The organism is Bacillus sp. FDAARGOS_527 (genome assembly GCF_003812125.1).
Lineage (GTDB): Bacteria > Bacillota > Bacilli > Bacillales > Bacillaceae_G > Bacillus_A > Bacillus_A paranthracis.
On the sequence record NZ_CP033795.1, the window covers coordinates 2,069,676 to 2,088,682 of the forward strand.

14 protein-coding genes, 1 pseudogene and 2 other annotated features (1 of these 17 only partly in view) are annotated in these 19,007 nt (G+C 35.8%); of the genes and pseudogenes, 5 read left to right on the forward strand and 10 right to left on the reverse strand.

The window, feature by feature from the left end; translation table 11 throughout:
- Nucleotides 1–97: a binding site (T-box leader), on the reverse strand (it extends 140 nt beyond the left edge of the window).
- A gap of 54 nt (nt 98–151) precedes the next feature.
- Nucleotides 152–388: a binding site (T-box leader), on the reverse strand.
- Between the two features lie 108 nt (nt 389–496).
- Entirely contained in the window at nt 497–4,009 is a 3,513-nt protein-coding gene (locus tag EGX95_RS13265) for a DUF4020 domain-containing protein (RefSeq protein ID WP_002027791.1), read from the reverse strand.
- A 151-nt stretch (nt 4,010–4,160) separates the two neighbouring features.
- On the opposite strand from EGX95_RS13265, the gene EGX95_RS13270 reads away from it, so the two are divergent.
- A complete protein-coding gene (locus tag EGX95_RS13270; protein ID WP_000997699.1) occupies nt 4,161–4,598 on the forward strand; it encodes a YndM family protein in 438 nt (145 codons plus the stop codon).
- 189 nt (nt 4,599–4,787) lie between these two features.
- Here EGX95_RS13270 and EGX95_RS30770 read toward each other — a convergent pair whose 3' ends face one another.
- The 5 genes and pseudogenes from EGX95_RS30770 to EGX95_RS13295 form a co-directional block, all read right to left on the reverse strand.
- Nucleotides 4,788–5,318, reverse strand: coding sequence for a cysteine hydrolase family protein (locus EGX95_RS30770; RefSeq protein WP_014297874.1), 531 nt, complete (start codon nt 5,316–5,318; stop codon nt 4,788–4,790).
- Nucleotides 5,319–5,333: 15 nt separating this feature from the next.
- A pseudogene (locus tag EGX95_RS30775) lies at nt 5,334–5,867 on the reverse strand (GNAT family N-acetyltransferase); the annotation flags it as partial.
- 13 nt (nt 5,868–5,880) lie between these two features.
- Nucleotides 5,881–6,186: a YfzA family protein gene (locus EGX95_RS13285; RefSeq protein WP_000448507.1), complete on the reverse strand. Its 306-nt coding sequence runs from the start codon at nt 6,184–6,186 to the stop codon at nt 5,881–5,883.
- A gap of 249 nt (nt 6,187–6,435) precedes the next feature.
- Complete coding sequence (entB, locus tag EGX95_RS13290; RefSeq protein WP_123805629.1) at nt 6,436–8,046, reverse strand: cell wall-binding protein EntB; 1,611 nt, start codon at nt 8,044–8,046, stop codon at nt 6,436–6,438.
- 448 nt (nt 8,047–8,494) lie between these two features.
- On the reverse strand, nt 8,495–9,541 hold the full coding sequence (locus EGX95_RS13295; protein ID WP_001260252.1) for a DUF2332 domain-containing protein: 1,047 nt from the start codon (nt 9,539–9,541) through the stop codon (nt 8,495–8,497).
- A 380-nt stretch (nt 9,542–9,921) separates the two neighbouring features.
- Here EGX95_RS13295 and EGX95_RS13300 point away from each other — a divergent pair, with 380 nt between their 5' ends.
- Nucleotides 9,922–11,424: a malate:quinone oxidoreductase gene (locus EGX95_RS13300; protein WP_000069168.1), complete on the forward strand. Its 1,503-nt coding sequence runs from the start codon at nt 9,922–9,924 to the stop codon at nt 11,422–11,424.
- Between the two features lie 44 nt (nt 11,425–11,468).
- On the opposite strand, the gene lsrB is transcribed toward EGX95_RS13300, so the two are convergent.
- From lsrB to EGX95_RS13320, 4 genes are read right to left on the reverse strand one after another with little or no spacing between them, the layout of a single operon-like run.
- Complete coding sequence (lsrB, locus tag EGX95_RS13305) at nt 11,469–12,512, reverse strand: autoinducer 2 ABC transporter substrate-binding protein LsrB (RefSeq protein WP_000823639.1); 1,044 nt, start codon at nt 12,510–12,512, stop codon at nt 11,469–11,471.
- A complete protein-coding gene (locus tag EGX95_RS13310; RefSeq protein WP_000878530.1) occupies nt 12,509–13,498 on the reverse strand; it encodes an ABC transporter permease in 990 nt (329 codons plus the stop codon). Before EGX95_RS13310 ends, lsrB begins: the two co-directional genes overlap by 4 nt.
- Nucleotides 13,495–14,448, reverse strand: a complete 954-nt coding sequence (locus tag EGX95_RS13315; RefSeq protein WP_046951886.1) for an ABC transporter permease subunit — start codon at nt 14,446–14,448, stop codon at nt 13,495–13,497. Before EGX95_RS13315 ends, EGX95_RS13310 begins: the two co-directional genes overlap by 4 nt.
- Entirely contained in the window at nt 14,445–15,926 is a 1,482-nt protein-coding gene (locus EGX95_RS13320) for a sugar ABC transporter ATP-binding protein (RefSeq protein WP_000432619.1), read from the reverse strand. The genes EGX95_RS13315 and EGX95_RS13320 overlap by 4 nt, the downstream gene beginning before the upstream one ends.
- A gap of 197 nt (nt 15,927–16,123) precedes the next feature.
- Here EGX95_RS13320 and EGX95_RS13325 point away from each other — a divergent pair, with 197 nt between their 5' ends.
- Genes EGX95_RS13325 through EGX95_RS13335 form a run of 3 tightly spaced genes read left to right on the forward strand, consistent with a single transcriptional unit; the run spans nt 16,124 to nt 19,006 of the window.
- Nucleotides 16,124–17,071, forward strand: a complete 948-nt coding sequence (locus EGX95_RS13325; protein ID WP_000192721.1) for a sugar-binding transcriptional regulator — start codon at nt 16,124–16,126, stop codon at nt 17,069–17,071.
- Entirely contained in the window at nt 17,056–18,618 is a 1,563-nt protein-coding gene (lsrK, locus tag EGX95_RS13330) for an autoinducer-2 kinase (protein ID WP_000018821.1), read from the forward strand. The genes EGX95_RS13325 and lsrK overlap by 16 nt, the downstream gene beginning before the upstream one ends.
- Before the next feature lie 25 nt (nt 18,619–18,643).
- On the forward strand, nt 18,644–19,006 hold the full coding sequence (locus EGX95_RS13335) for a cupin domain-containing protein (RefSeq protein ID WP_000909982.1): 363 nt from the start codon (nt 18,644–18,646) through the stop codon (nt 19,004–19,006).
- Nucleotide 19,007 lies beyond the last annotated feature (1 nt).

The following is a 19,007-nucleotide window of genomic DNA, read 5'->3' on the forward strand; positions in this document are numbered from 1 at the left end:
CTGTAATTCGCTCTTGTTTTTGTACTGGTTCACACCAACCACCAGCTCTCTGTTACAGGGAAACAACAACTACTGCTTTTCCTTTCAACGCATACATATTTAATTTTCAAGTTGGGCCACTAAAATACAAAAAGTCCCTACTGAATAAATCAGTAGGGACGATATTTATCGCGGTACCACCCTAGTTGTAGACTAACTTTCCGTCTACCTCTCTTCACTGTTAACGATCAATTGACCGCTTTTTCTTCATAAAGAAAATACTATCTTTACTACGAAAAAGATGCTCCAAGACTGTAATTCATGATTATCCCTGTACTGGTTCGCACCAACCACCAGCTCTCTGTTACAGTAAGACTAACCACTACTGTGATCTCTTCATTGCACTTTGTTTATTCAAATGTTTTTTGAAATTGAATAAGTATGATTCGTATTATAGAACGCTTTTCAAAACACTGTCAACAACTTTTTATATATTTTTTAAAATTCTACTTTCGCCCTACATTTCTTCTTGTAAATTCTCCATAACAATTCCGATGCGAATTATCTCATTATCTATTGCATTTATTACACATTTTTCTACTCTATACCCGATTAATAATTCTTTTATTTGAATGATTTCCGTTTCAAGTAAATCCGCTTCCTGAAGCGTTTGCAGTAAAGTAAAAAATACGTTTGCATACAACTCTTTATACATTTTTATACTCTCTGTCTTCTCAAGTATTTCATTAAATAACTGTTTTAACTCCGTTTGATTTCCCTTTCCACCTACGTCCGAAAATGATTTACAAATTATCGATAACCCTCTTTCTACTATTTCATCCATAAATAAAATAATACGTAAAAGCATTACATATTCTCTAGCTGTGATTTCACCCATTTTCGGTCGTTCTCGCAAAAATATACTGAGCCAAACTGCCCAAAATTTTTGTTGCTCTTTTGCGCTTAACGTTTTGACGTAATAGCATAAAAACTGCATAAACTTAATTTTATTTTCTTCATTTTCTCGTGTAAGTAAAGGGTATAACCAGTCTGTTTTTTGTTCCCAATACAGTACACATTTAATAAATACAAAACTGAGCCATTTTAAGAAAGCTTCCCTCGTATGCGGATGTAATACTTCCAAATGTTCTACTGCATACTTAATAAATTGCTTCATTTCTGTAAATAAAGGTAAATTGATTTGCGTGTAACACAAGCCGGCCCATGCATATTTCGTGATCTCATTTTCCTTCTTTAACTCTAAGTACGGTAACAAATATTTTCGGCACCATTGCTTCTCAATATGATAAAGAAATGTAATATCTGCTACTAAACGCGCTAACATAAAATTTGTTCGTTCTGTACTAATTCTTACTTGTTCTTCAAATAAAAATAAATATTCATACACATTGCGATCGTATAAATGATCATATGATAACAGTTTTAATAGTACAGCTGTCATTTTCCCAACAGGATGCTGAATCGATTCATTGTAAAAATCTTGTTTTCCAAGCTTAAAATCCGTATCACTTTTCATTACTTGAGGGAATACCGAAAAAGCAAACCGTTTCACATTGCGTATACTATTTTCCTCTAACTCTTCTAATCGATTACTAATTTCATATAGAAAGCTACTAATTAACCAATGAAAAGCTGTATTTCTAACGAATTTCTGTAATAGAGGAATAACTTTTTGTATTTGTTCATTTGTCAGTCCTCGGTTATTTCGCCACTCCCTAATACAAACAAACCATACTTCATTACTTATTTCGTGCATTCCAACTAATTGATATGCAAATGAAATACTCCATTCTGTATTCAATTTACATGCTTTCGATAACATCTCTAAAAAATGACGTTGTTCAAAAACACCATCTTGAGAAAATTGCTGAACTTGCTTCATAATTTCATCGTCTTTTAGTTGCAATAATCCATCGGCAGTTACATTACAAGTAATACTTTGTTCTGCGGCCTCTTTCTTTTGTACACTGTATCGATCAGAATGAAAGTGAGGATGTTTTTGCTTCATTAACTCATAACCTTTTGCTGTAGATGGACTATTTGTATCACAATTGAATAATAAATCTAAAACGAAACAAACATCAAATGCCCTCTCCTCTGCAAGATCCTTCAGTACAATTTGAATGACTTCTTCTTTTGTTTTTTCTAAAGAGAGTGCGTAATGATTTTTTATAAGTTGAAAAACTTCTTGTTTATACGTGACATCTAAAAGAATTCCTTCCTGTAACAACCATTTCATTTTCTCATCGGCGCTAACAAATACATTTTTATTCATCGCATCAATTGCAATTCGATTTTGAAGTACGCTGTTTGCTTCTATCATTTCTGTAATATAATAATTTGCTTTTTTCTCATCGTTTTCACATAGATAGGTTAAACATTCTTTTACAATTTGAATTAAAAACGCTAGATCATTTTGCTGAAACTCTTTTTCCACATTTTCCTTATCCCTTTTTTTCAGTGCCGCTTGCCTTAGTGATAACATCCGCATCTTCTCTATTCCCATCATCATAATTGGAACGGCATAATAGGAAATATGCGGTTTCATCTTTTCATTCCAAATTTGCTCCACAAAAGAAAATGTAGACACGGGTAAACGACTCGATTCCTCAAGTTCTATTGATTCCCCGGTATCATTTCCCCACTTTCTTTCACGCTTCAACTTAAGTTTGCCGTCCAAAATAAACGTTAGTAACAATAAAGCGATTTCTTTATGCTCAGGAAAAGAACATTTTTGCAGTAAGTAAGAAATTGTTTCGATCGATTTACTATCTTTTTCAGCTGTTTCTAATAAAAGCAGTGTCCACCTTGCAAACAACAACGGGTCCATTTTCATTTTCGTTTCGTTTAAGTAGCTACAAATTGTTCTCCATAATAACGGAGATAGTTTAGAGTGATTTTTAAAAATTAATTGAAATAATTCTTTTTGATGACTAAAAAGAAATTGTTCCACTAACCATTTTGCAAGTAATTCATCTACCTCGTTATAGTTTGATGTAATTAAAAATAAATTTTGTAATTTCCCTTCCGCTTCAAGCCATTCCACCCATTCATAATCGTGAGCAAATTCAACGAAGTAGCGGACTGTTTCAATTTTTTTTATAGATTGTTTTATGTATGATAATTGTTCCTGCTCTACTGACGGCGGTACTGTTACTATGTCACGAATTCGCATTCGTTTTGTAATATAATTATCCCCCATTAACTCCGCCCATCGTTTTACTGCTTTAACGAGAGATTGATGATTATTACCTTTATTCGGATATACAATCGGCCGTATTCCTAAATGCTCCCAGTGGTACGTATTTTCCCCTTGTGCGACAAATGCATAACGTCTTGTACTTGGTGGTAAACCAGTTGCTAAATATTTCATTACTGGGTCATTATGGCTATATCCAACGAATAAAACGGTATAATTCGAGAATAAATCAACTAAAAACCTTCTTGCCCATCCTTCTGTCAAGTAAGCCCTTCCAAAATCACCATCTGTTAAAATTAACGCTTCTTTTTCTTGTTCTATATTGCCATGTATGTAAGCGAGTCCTTTAAACGCTCTACCTGTAGGTAACGCAGGTGCGTAATATACGTTTAATTCTCTATTCATTTCTTTTATCGCAGTTGTAAAATGTCGATCAAAATTTGTCGTTACAATACGAACTTCTGTGTCCAAAGGAAACAACCTCGGAATTGCATAATGAAGCGGATTCGGTTTTGACTTTTCTATATGAACTAGATCTCTTGCAACTTGATGTACATCTTTTGTTTTCGCAATTTTACCAAGATAATAATCATGTGGTTCTGTTATTTCACGTTTTTCTACATATAACGTTTTCGCAATTTCATCAACAAGATCATCAAAATTCGGTAAGTTTGATTTCCCTTTCATAGAAACTCCCGCTCCAACAAATAATACTAACTTTCCTTGTTCAAGATGATCAATTAACTCGTCTGGAATTTCTACTTCTGAAGTAATCCACACCCAGGATTCCCCCTTACCTAAAAATGTCATATACCCTCATTTTACTATAACATTTTTTCTTTATTTTTATAATATTTAGACTAAATTCCGAACATGAAAAAGTTTTATGTAAATAAATCCGTTACAATGTATGAACTTCAGAATTTATTGTAAAACTATGTATAAATCGGAGGTGTAAATTTTGAATGATTTCACAGTAGTGCTTATCAAGTTTATATCGTGCATTATCGCATTTAGTATTGGACTCGCTTTATTTTTCCCTGCAACGTTCGTCCAAATTATTTCATTTAGTCTCTTTGTAACAATCGTATCTTATATGTTCGTTGATAAAATCATATTAAATCGAATTGGCAATACTGGTGCCATTATGTCGGATTTCTTACTAACGTATTTAAGCGTATGGATTTTCGGTAATATTTTATTAGACAACTATATGCAAATTGCATGGGGAAGCATCCTTTCCGCGATTGTCTTTACATTATCTGAAGTAATCGTTCATCGTTTCTCTGGCTCTCACACAAGGCACCATAACGATAATATTCGTATTAATCGCCGCTTCGCATATGGTACGGAGTTTGCGGAAGAACAGAATATATTGGATAAAGATAAGAAGAAGTAATATTTTGATGCAGGAGCGCCCTTTTTAATTATGTGGTGCTCTTTTTTTGTGTTTTCATTATGGTACGTGAAATTATATGAACGATTTTTCAAATATATCAACGATTATTGCAATATATCGACGTTTCGACAAAGGATATCGACTTACCGACATTATTTGACACGATTTCCTCTAATAAAAAACTGCCTCTTATTTAGAGACAGTTTCTTTCAAATCTTTTAACGTAACAACATTAGCAAACGCTCCAAACACTACGTTATGATGCTTCACAATGTCTTCAGCACGTAACACCTCTGTATCAAACGTACTATGTGCATCGCTCACTAACGTTACTTTATACCCTTCACTACACGCTCTTCGCGTTGTCGTATCCACACAGTACTCCGTTTGCATTCCTGAAATGATAACATGATCGATTCCCTTGTCTTGCAATACTTCTTTTAGGTTCGTCTTGTGGAATGAATCTGGAGTCGTTTTTTCAACCACACACTCCCCTTCTAGTGGAGCAATTGCCGCATGGATTTTCCACCCGTCTGTACCTTTTTCTAACGGATGGTCTTTCCGTCCATTATGTTGCACATAAATTACCGGAATATCATTTGAACGGCATTTCTCAATAAGCTCTTGTAATGTTTGTAAAAACTTTTCCCCATTATGTACCGGCATTTTTGCTGTATACATACCTGCTTGCACATCGATTACTAATAATGCTTTTTTCATATCGCGCAGCTCCCTTTGTTTATATTCCATCATCCAACAATCTTCTAATACCCCTTCATGCAGTTCATGTTCTTTTAAAATCTTTACCTTTTTAAATCCGCATTTTTCATAACACTTTATTGCACGTTCATTATTTACTTTCGGGTCCATTGCGATTGCTTTTGCTCCCGTGTTCTCCATAATATATGTAATTGCTGCCTGAACAAGTTTAGTTCCAATGCCCTTTTCCCAATAAGCGGGTTCTCCGATAAATTGATCCATTCCCCATACATTTTGTGATGCTTCATAGTCATATAAAGTTTTCCACTCTGAATCAACTGGATACATTTGAATATAACCGATCGGCATACCATCAAACTCTATTAAGCATCTTTTTTCATGACTATTTGGATTATGTATAAAATGATCCAGTACCATTTCTACTGATTGCGGATTATCTCGTCCTTCATAATACTGCAACACTTCTGGGTCTGTTAACCATTTTGAAATGGTTGGTGCATCCTCTTCTACTACATACCTAACCGATACATTATCTTTTTGAAATAGCATATAATACCTCTTTTTAATTATTTATATTTTTTCTAGTAGTGAAATCTTTAATTGCACTTATTAATGCGTATGGTAACAATGTAATCGCAAAAAAAGCTGTAAATATATTAAAATGAGGGATTTTATATGGCGTGAACCATTCTGTGAAAAATTGAGAATTTAATACTCTATTAAAAAATTCTCCGCCAGGTCTAAAGTTTGGTGCCCATGCAGTTACTTCACAAATAATAAACAACAATTGTACAATTATAAATGCCCCAAGATAGCGAAACCATGTTCGTTTCCAAATGGGCTGCGCCTTATTTAATTTCGTTTCCATTTAGCCCCCACCTTTTTTATTTGCATCCTATTAATTATACACTTTCTATGTTTCATTTATTAAAATTTTCTATATAATCATTTACGTTGGGGGAATATATTATGTCTAATCCTATACTTAAATCATCCTTAGAGGAAACTCTGCAAGCGGTAAAACAACAATCGCAAAGCAACTACAAGAATATTTCGAAAAAAAATAAAAGCCAGCCTCAATAAAGAAAACTGACTTCTATCTAGAAAACTATATAAATTATAAAATTTTCACTTTAACAGTTTGTCTTCCCCAATTCATCGCTTTACTTTTTGAACCCATTAATACATCAATGCGATTACCTTTAATTGCACTTCCGGTATCTCCAGCGATTGCTTCTCCATAACCTTCTACCCATACTTTAGATCCTAATGGGATTACTTTCGGATCTACTGCGATAATTCTCATATTTGGATTAGCCGTTAAATCATGCCCCATCGCAGTTAAAACGCGTCCACCATATGTACCATTCTCACTCGGATCAGCAGTATATGCTGTCGCCACCACCGTTAATTCACGTTTAGCAGACTGCGCGTTATTTTTAGACTCTTCTTTTGCCTTTAGTGCTTCTCGTGCTTTTGCCTCTTCCTTGGCTTTGGCTATTTCTCGTGCTTTCGCTTCTTCCTTAGCCTTTGCTATTTCTCGTGCTTTCGCCTCTTCCTTAGCTTTGGCTATTTCTCGTGCTTTCGCCTCTTCCTTAGCTTTGGCTATTTCTTGCGCTTTTGCTTCTTCTTTAGCTTTGGCTATTTCTCGTGCTTTTGCTTCTTCTTTAGCCTTTGCTATTTCTCGTGCTTTCGCCTCTTCCTTAGCTTTGGCTATCTCTTGTGCTTTTACTTCTTCCTTAGCTTTGGCTATCTCTTGTGCTTTTGCTTCTTCTTTAGCTTTGGCTATCTCTTGCACTTTCACTTCTTCCTTAGCCTTTGCTATTTCCTGTACTTTCGCTTCTTCCTTAGCTTTGGCTTCTTCTTGCACTTTTACTTCTTCCTTAGGTTTCGCTACTTCTTGCACTTTCACTTCTTCCTTAGGTTTCGCTACTTCTTGCACTTTCACTTCTTCCTTAGGTTTCGCTACTTCTTGCACTTTCACTTCTTCCTTAGGTTTCGCTACTTCTTGCACTTTCACTTCTTCCTTAGGTTTCGCTACTTCTTGCACTTTCACTTCTTCCTTAGGTTTCGCTACTTCTTGCACTTTCACTTCTTCCTTAGGTTTCGCTACTTCTTGCACTTTCACTTCTTCCTTAGGTTTCGCTACTTCTTGCACTTTCACTTCTTCCTTAGGTTTTATTGTTTCTTTTGCCTTTGTTATCTTCTGTGTTTTAGCTTCTTCCTTAGCTTTCACCGATTTTTGTACTTTCGCTACTTGCTTCGTTTTCTCGTCAGCCTTTTTTTCAATTGGTGCTTTACTTGATAAGAAAGAAACATTTACATAAGCTGTTTTTCCCTTATACTCAAATTGTAGCCATCCGTCTTTTACTTGCTTCGTTGATTCAATTACATCATCTTTTTTCAGTCTGCCAAGAATTTTTGATTCTGTGTTTGATTCAGAACGTACATTTAACAAATCTGCTGTTACATGGTAAATATCTTTAGTAAACTCCGAGCTTACAAATACTTCTTTACCATTTAACTCAATTTTTGACCAGCCATCTTCGGTATTGATGACTTTTAACTCTTCCCCGTTTTTTACTTTTTCGACCACTTTTGATTCTGTAGTCGGTTTTTCACGTACGTTGAGTACATCTGCTGTTACGATCGTTTCTGCAGTAGCAGTTGTAGTAAATGCTCCCAATCCGAAAACAGTTGCTGTTGCTGCGCCAATTACTTTTTTCATATTAACCTCCATTATATTTTTTGAATTCTATCAAATACTCCCATTAAAATAAGAGATTTAATGAAAGCATTCGCAACAGATATATTAATACGACTTAATATACTGTTATTAAAACTCCTTACTCCAATACTATCAAATTCTTATTCTTAATTCTATATTTTATAAGTCGCCTTATCTTCTATAAACGTTTCATGTCGTAATTCCCGCCAAAAATAAACTTACGATTGCTAAAAAATGAAGATGAATTTGAGGATTATTCTGAGAAAGATGAATATAGAATATTATTTGAAACGAGAAGAAAAAAGTTACCGATATACAACTTGGCTTAGAAATCCCTCATTTAATAATTACATTAGAAAAATGAAATCATCACTTTGATTCCCAATCAGTTTAATAAAAAATAGCTAATGGAATATCTCCATCAGCTATTTTTTATTTTGAAGAAATACTAACAAGGCATCTTCTTCCCAAGCTTCCAGCTAAACCATCTCCCATGCCCTTCCGTTTCTCCAACCGTTTCACGATATTCGTTTCCGTTAATATAATAATCAATATGAAAGTCCCGGTCCCACATGTTGTTATAAAGATGGAATACATCACGCTTTGCACCGATTTCTTGGATTTGTTTTTCTAGCTTACGTTTTACTTGTTCAGGTATTTGATTGGCGACGTGTGTATGAAAAATGCAGATAACAGCATCTTCACTTATTTGTTCAATAATAGATGGTAATAACTCTACACCGTCTCCTTCTATTAATTGAACAGATTTATTTTTTACTAAAGATGCAGCTTGGTCAAAGAGTTCAAGCCTTTCCTTATGTTCTGGCCAAACAAGTGCACGTAGCCATAAATAATCTTCGTTACTATGTAAATCATTTACATGTAAATCTAGTCCAATTCTTTCTACGACAGGTGGACTTTCTTTTAATAAATGAGGCACATTCTCCCCTCTTATTTCAGAAGTTACATGTACATTCGAGTTTATATTTCCGTACGTTTCATCTGTACCGTACGAATAGCTATATTGGTCCCAAAATAATTGTAATCCAGAACTTGTCCCAATTTCTATTAACGCTAACGGTTTATTCACTTTGTTAAATATGTAACTGAAACTTGGATATAAGTACGCACATCGTCTTACTTCATTCGTTTGAACGAGTTTCGTTTGTAATAAATTAATCATTTCTTCTCTGTACATTTTACAGAAATCTTTAAAATGATCAAAAGCTTGATCTAAATCCGTATTAGCATGTTCAACTAAGCTACTATAATACGTTTTTACATGATGTTCTTTCCCTGCTAACAATAAATAATGTACTGCACCTAATAATAAGTTTGGGACTGGTTGACCTACCTGAGCATAGGACGATAGTGTAAGTACTTCCTCATCTTCAGCAATTTTCATTGATAAATATTCATATAAGTCACTTGACCCTTTACATTCCTTTATTGAAAAATTTCGAAATAAGTTTGCGATTTGTTCTTGTGTACGCATGTGTATCCCCCTTTTTAATATTCAGAATAATCATACAATAAATTTTTAAAAAAGTCCCATAAAAAGGTATCCTTTCTACCGACTTTTGGATACGTAAGCTTTTTCGAGATAATTTCAAACTGTAATTTTTTTCTATTCATTAACTGAAAAGTGCTTGTTAAATAAGAATTTTGGCAAATAAAGCGTTAAATATTTTAAAATTATCAGATAACACTAGATATTTTAGTCTATTAATTATTATAATAGAGTATGAGATGGTTATACAATTGAGACAAAAAAGGTAAATACCTAGGTGGGGCCTAGGCGGTGTTTTCTTTTTACGGCTTAGACACAGTAAACACCTACTCTTTTTTGCCAATATAGGGGATGGAGAGATTATCATGAGCAACATGCAGCAAAAAACAGACGTTATCTTAATTGGTGCAGGAATTATGAGTGCAACGTTAGGCTCATTGCTAAAAGAATTAGCACCAGAATGGGAAATTAAAGTTTTTGAAAAACTCGCAAGTGCCGGGGAAGAAAGCTCTAATGAATGGAATAATGCAGGTACAGGGCATTCTGCGCTATGCGAACTGAACTATACTTCCGAAAAATCTGACGGATCTATAGATATTAGTAAGGCTGTAAAAGTGAATGAGCAATTCCAGCTTTCAAGACAATTTTGGGCATATCTTGTAAAAAGCAAATTAATTCGTAATCCACAAGATTTTATTATGCCTCTACCTCATATGAGTTTAGTACAAGGTGAAAAAAATGTGCAGTTTCTAAAAAACCGTTTTGAAGCGCTTTCAAAAAATCCACTGTTTCAAGGAATGGAGTTTTCCGATTCTCCTGAAACATTAAAAAAATGGCTTCCACTCATTATGGAAGGTCGTACATCTAATGAGCCTATGGCGGCAACGAAAATTGACTCTGGAACAGATGTTAATTTTGGTGCATTAACACGAATGTTGTTTGATTACTTAAAAACGAAAAATGTCGAGCTAAACTACAAACATAGTGTTGAAAACATTAAACGCACGAAAAATGGTTTGTGGGAAGTGAAAGTACACGATATGAATAGTGGTAAAATTGAGCATCACACTGCTAAATTCGTCTTTATTGGCGGCGGTGGCGGTAGCCTACCTCTACTTCAAAAAACTGGTATCCCTGAATCAAAACATATCGGTGGCTTCCCGGTAAGTGGACTATTTATGGTATGTAAAAACCAAAAAGTTGTAGAGCAGCATCATGCGAAAGTGTACGGTAAAGCTAAAGTTGGGGCTCCGCCAATGTCTGTACCTCATCTAGATACGAGATATATAGACAACAAAAAAGCATTACTGTTTGGGCCATTCGCAGGCTTCTCACCTAAATTCTTAAAAACTGGTTCAAACCTTGACTTAATTGGTTCTGTAAAACCAAATAACGTCTTAACAATGTTAGCTGCTGGTGTAAAAGAAATGGGACTAACAAAATACTTAATTCAGCAAGTTATGTTATCACACGAAAAACGTATGGAAGAATTACGCGAATTCATTCCGAACGCTAAAAGTGAAGATTGGGATATTGTAGTTGCTGGTCAGCGTGTACAAGTAATTAAAGATACTGATGCCGGCGGTAAAGGTACACTTCAATTCGGTACAGAAGTTGTTAGTGCGGCTGATGGATCAATCGCGGCGTTACTAGGTGCATCACCGGGTGCTTCTACTGCCGTTCATGTTATGCTTGAAGTATTAGAAAAATGTTTCCCAAGCCGAATGGTAGAATGGGAAGGAAAAATAAAAGAAATGATTCCTTCTTACGGCATTTCACTAACTGAAAATCCAAGATTGTTCCAAGACCTTCACACTTCTACAGGTCGTACCCTTGGATTAAATGAAAAAGAAACAGTTCATAATTAATGAAGAAATAAAAACGTCCGATACATTCGGACGTTTTTTCGTTACTAGAAATTATATTTTTCAATATTATCCTTTGTAAATACGACTCGTTCTGGTAGTACGATAATTCCGTTCCCTTCTGCCTCATAGTCATATCCTTGAATGGAGTTTGGCTCTACTTTTACTTTTCCAATTCCTTTTACTTCGAAGCTATCCCCCACTTTTAACTTCTTCCCTTTTACAACAATTTCATTTGCAACATACGTTGCGAGTGCACCTTGTTGTTTTACATCCCATAAACCAAATTGTGCTACTGTTCCTCGTTTTACGTAATCACGCATAACGTTTGGTGTAGAGAAGCCCGTTACGACAACCTTTTTATCCATTTTTAAATTTTCAGCTGCTTGTGCCATTGCCGGAAGTGCCGTTGCATCTGGACAAATGACTGCATTAATATCAGGATACGTTTTTAAAATATTCTCTCCTACTGACAAAGACTTTTGCGCATTATTTTCACCGTACTGCGTCGTTACAATTTCCCAGTTCGGATATTTCTTTTTAATAATTTCTTTCGCTTTCGTTACCCATTGGTTTTGATCCGTTACTGTCGGGCTAGAATAAAAGAATGCTACTTTTCCTTTATCTCCAATTTGCTTTGAGGTCATTTCTATTAATAAATTAGCAAGTTGGTCTGGTGTTCCTTGGCTGATATAAAAGGAACGGTCTTTCGGATTCACATCAGAATCCCACGTTAAGACAGTCATTCCTTTTTTCTTAGCACGTTGCAGTGATTGTGATAAACCATCTACTGATGTAGAAGAGACCATAAGTGCATCATAGTTTTGGTTAATAAAATTATTTATATACTTTACTTGCCCTGATACGCTTGCTTCAGACGGTCCATCATATTTCACTTGTACGCCTAGTTTATCCCCCATCTCTTTTGCTCCTTCACCACCTGATGTAAAGAAGCCAACTCCAGTTAATTTTGGGATAAATGCAAATTTCACATCATCAGCTTTTTTCTTATCTGTGGTTTGACTAGAACAAGCGATTAAACCGATTAAACAAATACATACAATGAATACAATCCCTAGTTTTCTCTTCATGACATTTCCCCCTTATGCAAATTCTTTCTTTTCCCCAGTGTGAATTGATGTAATTTGAAATGTCTCATAATAACTGAAAGAATAAGAATCATACCAATTACTACGTTGGATTGTTCATTTGTTAAACCCGTCATTTGCAAACCATACTGCATGAGCCCAATAAAAATACTCGCTAGTACAGTACCGATAATGCTTCCTTTTCCCCCTGTAATAAGTGTCCCGCCTAATACGACTGCTGTAATGATTGGTAAAATTGTTTCACTTCCCATATCAGCACGTGCGGAACCAAAATATGCGGTTAAGAAAGCACCTCCTAATCCACCTCCTAACCCGGAAAGTATGTAAGCGATAATGACTACTTTTTTCGTTTTAATCCCGGTGTATTTTGCTGTATTCTCGTTCGCACCTGTTAATTTTACATGGCGCCCGTATATAGTTCGGTGAAATAATACAGTACATAAAACTGTTAATACGATCAGTAGCCATAATAAATTCGGTATTCCTATAAAACTACCGTTTGCCAGTTGTACAAATGTGTCAGGTAAACCGCTTATTCCTTCGTACCCAGAAGCACCTGCTCCTCCTGAAATGACGAGTGCAATTCCTCCGTATAAAAACATCGTTCCGAGTGTAACGACGAGTGGTTCTACATCTGTCATTTTTATAATGAGTCCGTTTATAGCGCCTGCTAAACAACTAATTATTAGGGCGATTATGACAGCAAACAAAATAGGTATTCCGTTCATCCAAAGTACACCGATCAAGATCGAAGTGAGACCCATTATTGAGCCGACCGATACATCAATTCCTCCTGTTACAATAACAAAAGTCATTGGTATCGCCGCAATTGCGATAAATAGGAAATCATTTGTACTAAAAAGGAGATTACTTATATTTAAGAAATCACTATTTATCAAACTAAAAAGGATGAATTCTATAAGAAGTAATACAACTAGAACTCCTTCCCATCTGTATACATACTTCATAGATTCATCCTCCTTTCTGCCTTCCACTTTTTCATAACACTATCTAATATGATGATAAGTAATAATAAAAAACCTGAAATAGCATTATTCCAAAATGCTGGTATTTTTAAAAAGACGAGTGAGCTGCTTATTGTTTCTAAAAATAATGCTCCTAATGCAGCTCCAAATATAGATCCTGTTCCGCCTTTTAGATGAATGCCTCCTAGTACAGCGGCTGCGATTACTTGTAATTCTAATCCTGTACCTGTCTGATTAGGAATGAACCCGATATTCATAACAAATATGCACCCAGCGAGCGCAGCACTTATACCTGAAATCATAAACGCATATATCTTCACTTGATTAACAGGTATACCAATAAGTCTCGCGCCATCTTCATTATCACCTACCGCATAAAAGTATCTTCCAAATGGCACCTTCCTTAAAAAGAAGTATAGTAGTAGTAAAATAATAAGAACAACCCATACAATTATCGGCAGACCAAGTATGACGATAGATGACAGCTGCTTAAAATCATTTGGAATATCTTCTATCCACTTACCGCCTGTAAAAATTAACATCGCACCTCTAACAATTCCTAGCATACCTAATGTCATAATAATGGCTGGCACCCGAAACATCGCAACGCCAATACCATTTACGAAACCGATAATAGTGCCAAGTGTAATAGCAGCAAATATCGACAAGGATGCACTATACTCATTCGTTAACATCATTCCGCAAACTGCTGCACTTAACCCCATGCTTGAACCAACTGATACATCTATATTTTTCGTAAATAAGACGAACGATTGACCGATTGCTAGCACGACTAAAATAACGCTTGATTTCATCAGTAAAGATAACGAGCTAAATTGAATAAAACTAGGGTTTATCATTCCTACAATAGCTATATAAATTAGTAGTAACAGTATGATAGACGTTTCATGCATTTTTAACATACGTTTCATTCCGCTACACCTCCGTATGCAAGGCGTGTAACTTCATTCACACTCAGTTGTTCTTTTTCCATATGAGAAACAAATCGCCCATTTCTCATTACATATACACGGTTTACTAGTTGGACAATTTCTTCAACATCTGAAGAGATTAATAAAATTGCGAGTCCTTCCCTTTTCATTTTTTCTATCGTCTCATACACTTCAAGCCTTGCTTTCGCATCAATTCCGCGAGTCGGCTCATCAAGAATAATAATTTTAGGATTACATGCAAGATACTTCGCAAGCACAACCTTCTGCTGATTACCTCCTGATAAAGATGCCAGTTCTTTATTCATATTCTGTACAACAATTCGGAACTGTTCTATAAACGAATTAACTAAAGCGCTTTCTTTTTCTTGATTTATAAAAAAGCGATTATTTTGATATAAACTTGCTGCTGCAATATTTTCTTTAACAGAAGCAATTGAGAAAATTCCATTCCTCGCCCTATCCTCTGGCACATAAACTAGTCCTTCGTCTAGCCTTTTATGCAAAGAACACGTATCAATTGATTTTCCACCCAATAAGATAGACCCTGATTTTATAGTTTTCAATCCAAATATCGCTTCTGCTAATTCCGTTCTACCGGATCCTATAATGCCAGCAACACCTACAACCTCACCCGCATGTACAGTGAATGATATATTTTCGAATGCGTGACCATTTATATCAACCACTTCTAATATTTTTTTCGTCTTTGCTGTCTCTTGAACTACTTCTATTTTCTCTTTCTGTTTATATCCTTTTGGCAATAGTCCCTCCATTAACATGTCATATGTATAGTCACATACATCACCTTGGCTTACAACCATTCCATCACGTAGTATTGCTACTTTGTTGGCAATTTCAAAGATTTCTGGAAAGCGATGCGTAATATAAATCATCCCAATTCCTTTTTCTTGTAAACTTTTCATCAACACAAAAAGACTCTTAATTTCGTGTGTTGTTAATGTCGATGTTGGTTCATCTAGAATAAGAATCTCAGCTTCTCTTATTAATCCTCTAACGATTTCTACTAACTGTTGTTGTGCAATCGATAATGTTCCTCCTAGTTTATTAAGGTCAATATCCCATCCTAAGCTGCTAATCAATTGCTCAATCTGTACTCTTAATTTCTTTTTCTTTTCTTTTAACCCGATACATATATTTTCTTCAATAGTCATATGCGGAAAAATGAGTGGTTCTTGCGGTATTAAATACATACCTTTTCGGTGTGCTTCTGACGGATTTGAAAACTGTTGCTTCCTTCCTTTTACATACATCTCTCCATCATCATACGAATATAACCCCGTTAATATTTTCATTAATGTTGATTTCCCGGCGCCATTTCCCCCCACTAAAGCGTATATATCTCCGCGCTCTACTTGTAAGTTCACTTCTTTTAATACAAGTTGATTTAAAAACGCCTTACTCATTTTCTTTACTTGTAATAAAGGTACGTTCTCCACATGATGTCACCTGCCTTTATCCAGAACATTTTTTGAGAAAATAATTATTTGTTCTACTTGTTTTGTAGCATTGTATATTCCTTTTTTTATATCTAGAACACTTTTTTCTACGTACTATTAATCGCTTCAACTGGAATAAACAAAATATATGGTACATATGTTTAAGCTGTGGTCAATTGTTGAAAGGGATGAAGAGTATGACTCAGCTGAACTTTGAAGAGAATTTATTAACGAAAGTAGCTTGGTACTATTATAAGGACCAATTAACACAACAGGAGATCGCTTCACTTCTTCATATTTCAAGAAATAAAGTCGTCCGGTTATTAGATAAGGCACGCAGTGAAGGCATCGTTACATTTCACGTAAAAGGGACTGGTTTGCACTGTTTAAGTATTGAGCGTGACTTAATGAAAAAGTTCTACTTAAAAGATGCTTTTATTATCCCGACCCCAGTAAACAATTATCACGATTCTCTCGGAAAAGCTGCTGCACAATATTTAGAAACTCAGCTCCAGCAAGGAGATTTACTCGGTATTGGCTGGGGAGAAACCATTAGCAAAATGCTAGAAAACATTCATTTTGAAAGTTCTATCAACCTTTCAATCGTAACGCTAACAGGCGGGGTAAATCACTATCTCCCGAGAAAACAAAACTATTTACATTACATGCAAGGTGATCTTCACATTATCCCTACGCCGTTTCTAGCGTCTACAACCGAAATGGCACAAAGTATTCTATCAGAACCGAGTGTAAAAGATATGCTTCATGTCGCTTCACTTGCTCATACGGCTGTTGTCGGTATTGGAGGACTATCTCAAGACGCTACGATTGTAAAGAAAGAAAAATTAACACTACGTGAGATGACATATATTCGTAGTCAAAACGGCGTAGGCGATATTTTAGGACAGTTTTATAATACAAATGGCGATTTATTAGAGCTCTCGCATCACAATCGTCTAATTGGCACGCCTCTCTCTATTTTGCGCAATATGAATCATGTCGTCGGTGTTGCTGGAGGTACAGAAAAGATAGATGCAATTTATGGTGCCTTAAAAGGAAAGTTTATTCATACATTAATTACCGATGAGGAGACTGCCCTCTCCTTATTACGAAAGGATGGTGATTGTTCATGTCCCATTTATTAGCTTTCGATGCTGGTACAGGAAGCATTCGAGCAGTTCTTTTTGATTTACATGGTAATCAAACTGCAGTAAGTCAAAAAGAATGGATTCACAAATCTGACCCTCGTTATCCAGGCTCTATGAACTTTGATGTAATAGAAAATTGGAAGCTAGTACAAGAATGCACGAAAGAGGTTCTTCAAAAAAGCAATACCCCTGCCTCTTCTATTCTTGCTATTAGCGCTACAAGTATGCGGGAAGGATTTGTTTTATATGATCAAGATGGGCAAGAAATATGGGCCTGTGCAAATGTTGATGGGCGTGCATCTGCGGAGGTTAGTGAACTAAAAGAAATTCGGTCACATCTTGAAAAAGATTTATATACAAAGTCTGGTCAAACTTTTTCATTAGGTGCTTTACCCCGCCTACTTTGGATTAAAAAACATGAACCTGACGTCTATAATACTATTCACTCTTTTACAATGTTAAACGATTGGATTTTATATAAACTGAGCGACGTGCTGCAAATTGATCCTTCAAACGGTTGTACGTCTGGAATCTTTGATTTACAAAATAGAAATTGGGATAACGATGTAGCTAAAGAGTGTGGTATAACTTTGCCATTTTCACCAAAAGTAAATGAAGCTGGTACAGTAATTGGCAACGTTACAAAAGAGTGTGCAGCATTAACTGGATTACGTGAAGGAATTCCTGTCGTAGCCGGGGGCGGAGATGCTCAAATGGCATCGCTCGGAACTGGAGTTGTGAAACCGAATCAAACATTAATATGCGGAGGTAGTTTTTGGCAACAAGAAGTGAATGTTACTGAGCCAATAATAGATCCACAAGCTGCGATTCGTATAAATTGTCACGTCGTACCTAACCTATGGCAATATGAAACGATTGCCTTTTTCCCAGGCCTCGTTATGCGCTGGTTTCGAGACGCTTTTTGCCAAGAAGAAAAGAAACTTGCTGACAAACTTGGTGTAGATGCTTATGAATTACTAGAAGAACAAGCGAAAGACGTACCTGTCGGTTCACATGGCATTATCCCTACTTTTTCAAACGTTATGAACTACATTTCTTGGCGTCATGCCGCACCTTCTTTTTTAAATTTAAGTTTAGACGCTGACAAATGCGGAAAAAAAGAACTATTTCGTGCTATTGAAGAAAATGCCGCCTTCGTTACACTTGGCAACTTAAAATTAATAGAAAATCTAACTGGTACATTCCCTTCTGAAGTTATTTTTGCTGGCGGTGCCGCTAAAGGAAAACTATGGCCACAAATTCTATCAGACGTCCTTGGTATTCCTGTAAAAGTACCTGTTGTGAAAGAAGCAGCTGCTTTAGGAACTGCAATTGCTGCAGGAGTTGGTGCTGGCATATATGCATCTATGGAAGAGACTGCCGAAGAGTTTGTACAGTGGGAGCAAACATTCGAACCAGTTACTGAAAATCACGAACTATATAAAGAGTTCTATAAAACATGGAAAACTGTATATGACAGTCAGCTCACTTTAGCTGATAACGGGCTCACCTCACATATGTGGATTGCGCCTGGTGCACTGTAACACATTACATAAAGGAGTGAACTGTATGCTAAAAGCGAATGAAAATGACTTCTCCTATCGCTTCGGTGATAACGGGCCGAAATATTTAATACAAGGTCCGAATATTGATCTTGGCCTTGTTGTCATTCAGCCTGGGCAGGAGTTTCAAAACCATTATCATACGACGTGCGAAGAGGTCTTTTATGCATTAGAAGGTGAAATAGATTTCTATGTAAATAACGAAAGATTTCCAATGAAACAAGGTGATGTCCTGCAAGTTCGTCCTCATGAATCTCACTATCTTATTAACCATTCTGACAAACCTTTTAAAGCGGTTTTTATAAAGTCACCACACTTACCAAATAAAGATACTGTTCAAACGGAAAATCCAACATTAACGAAGGAGTGAT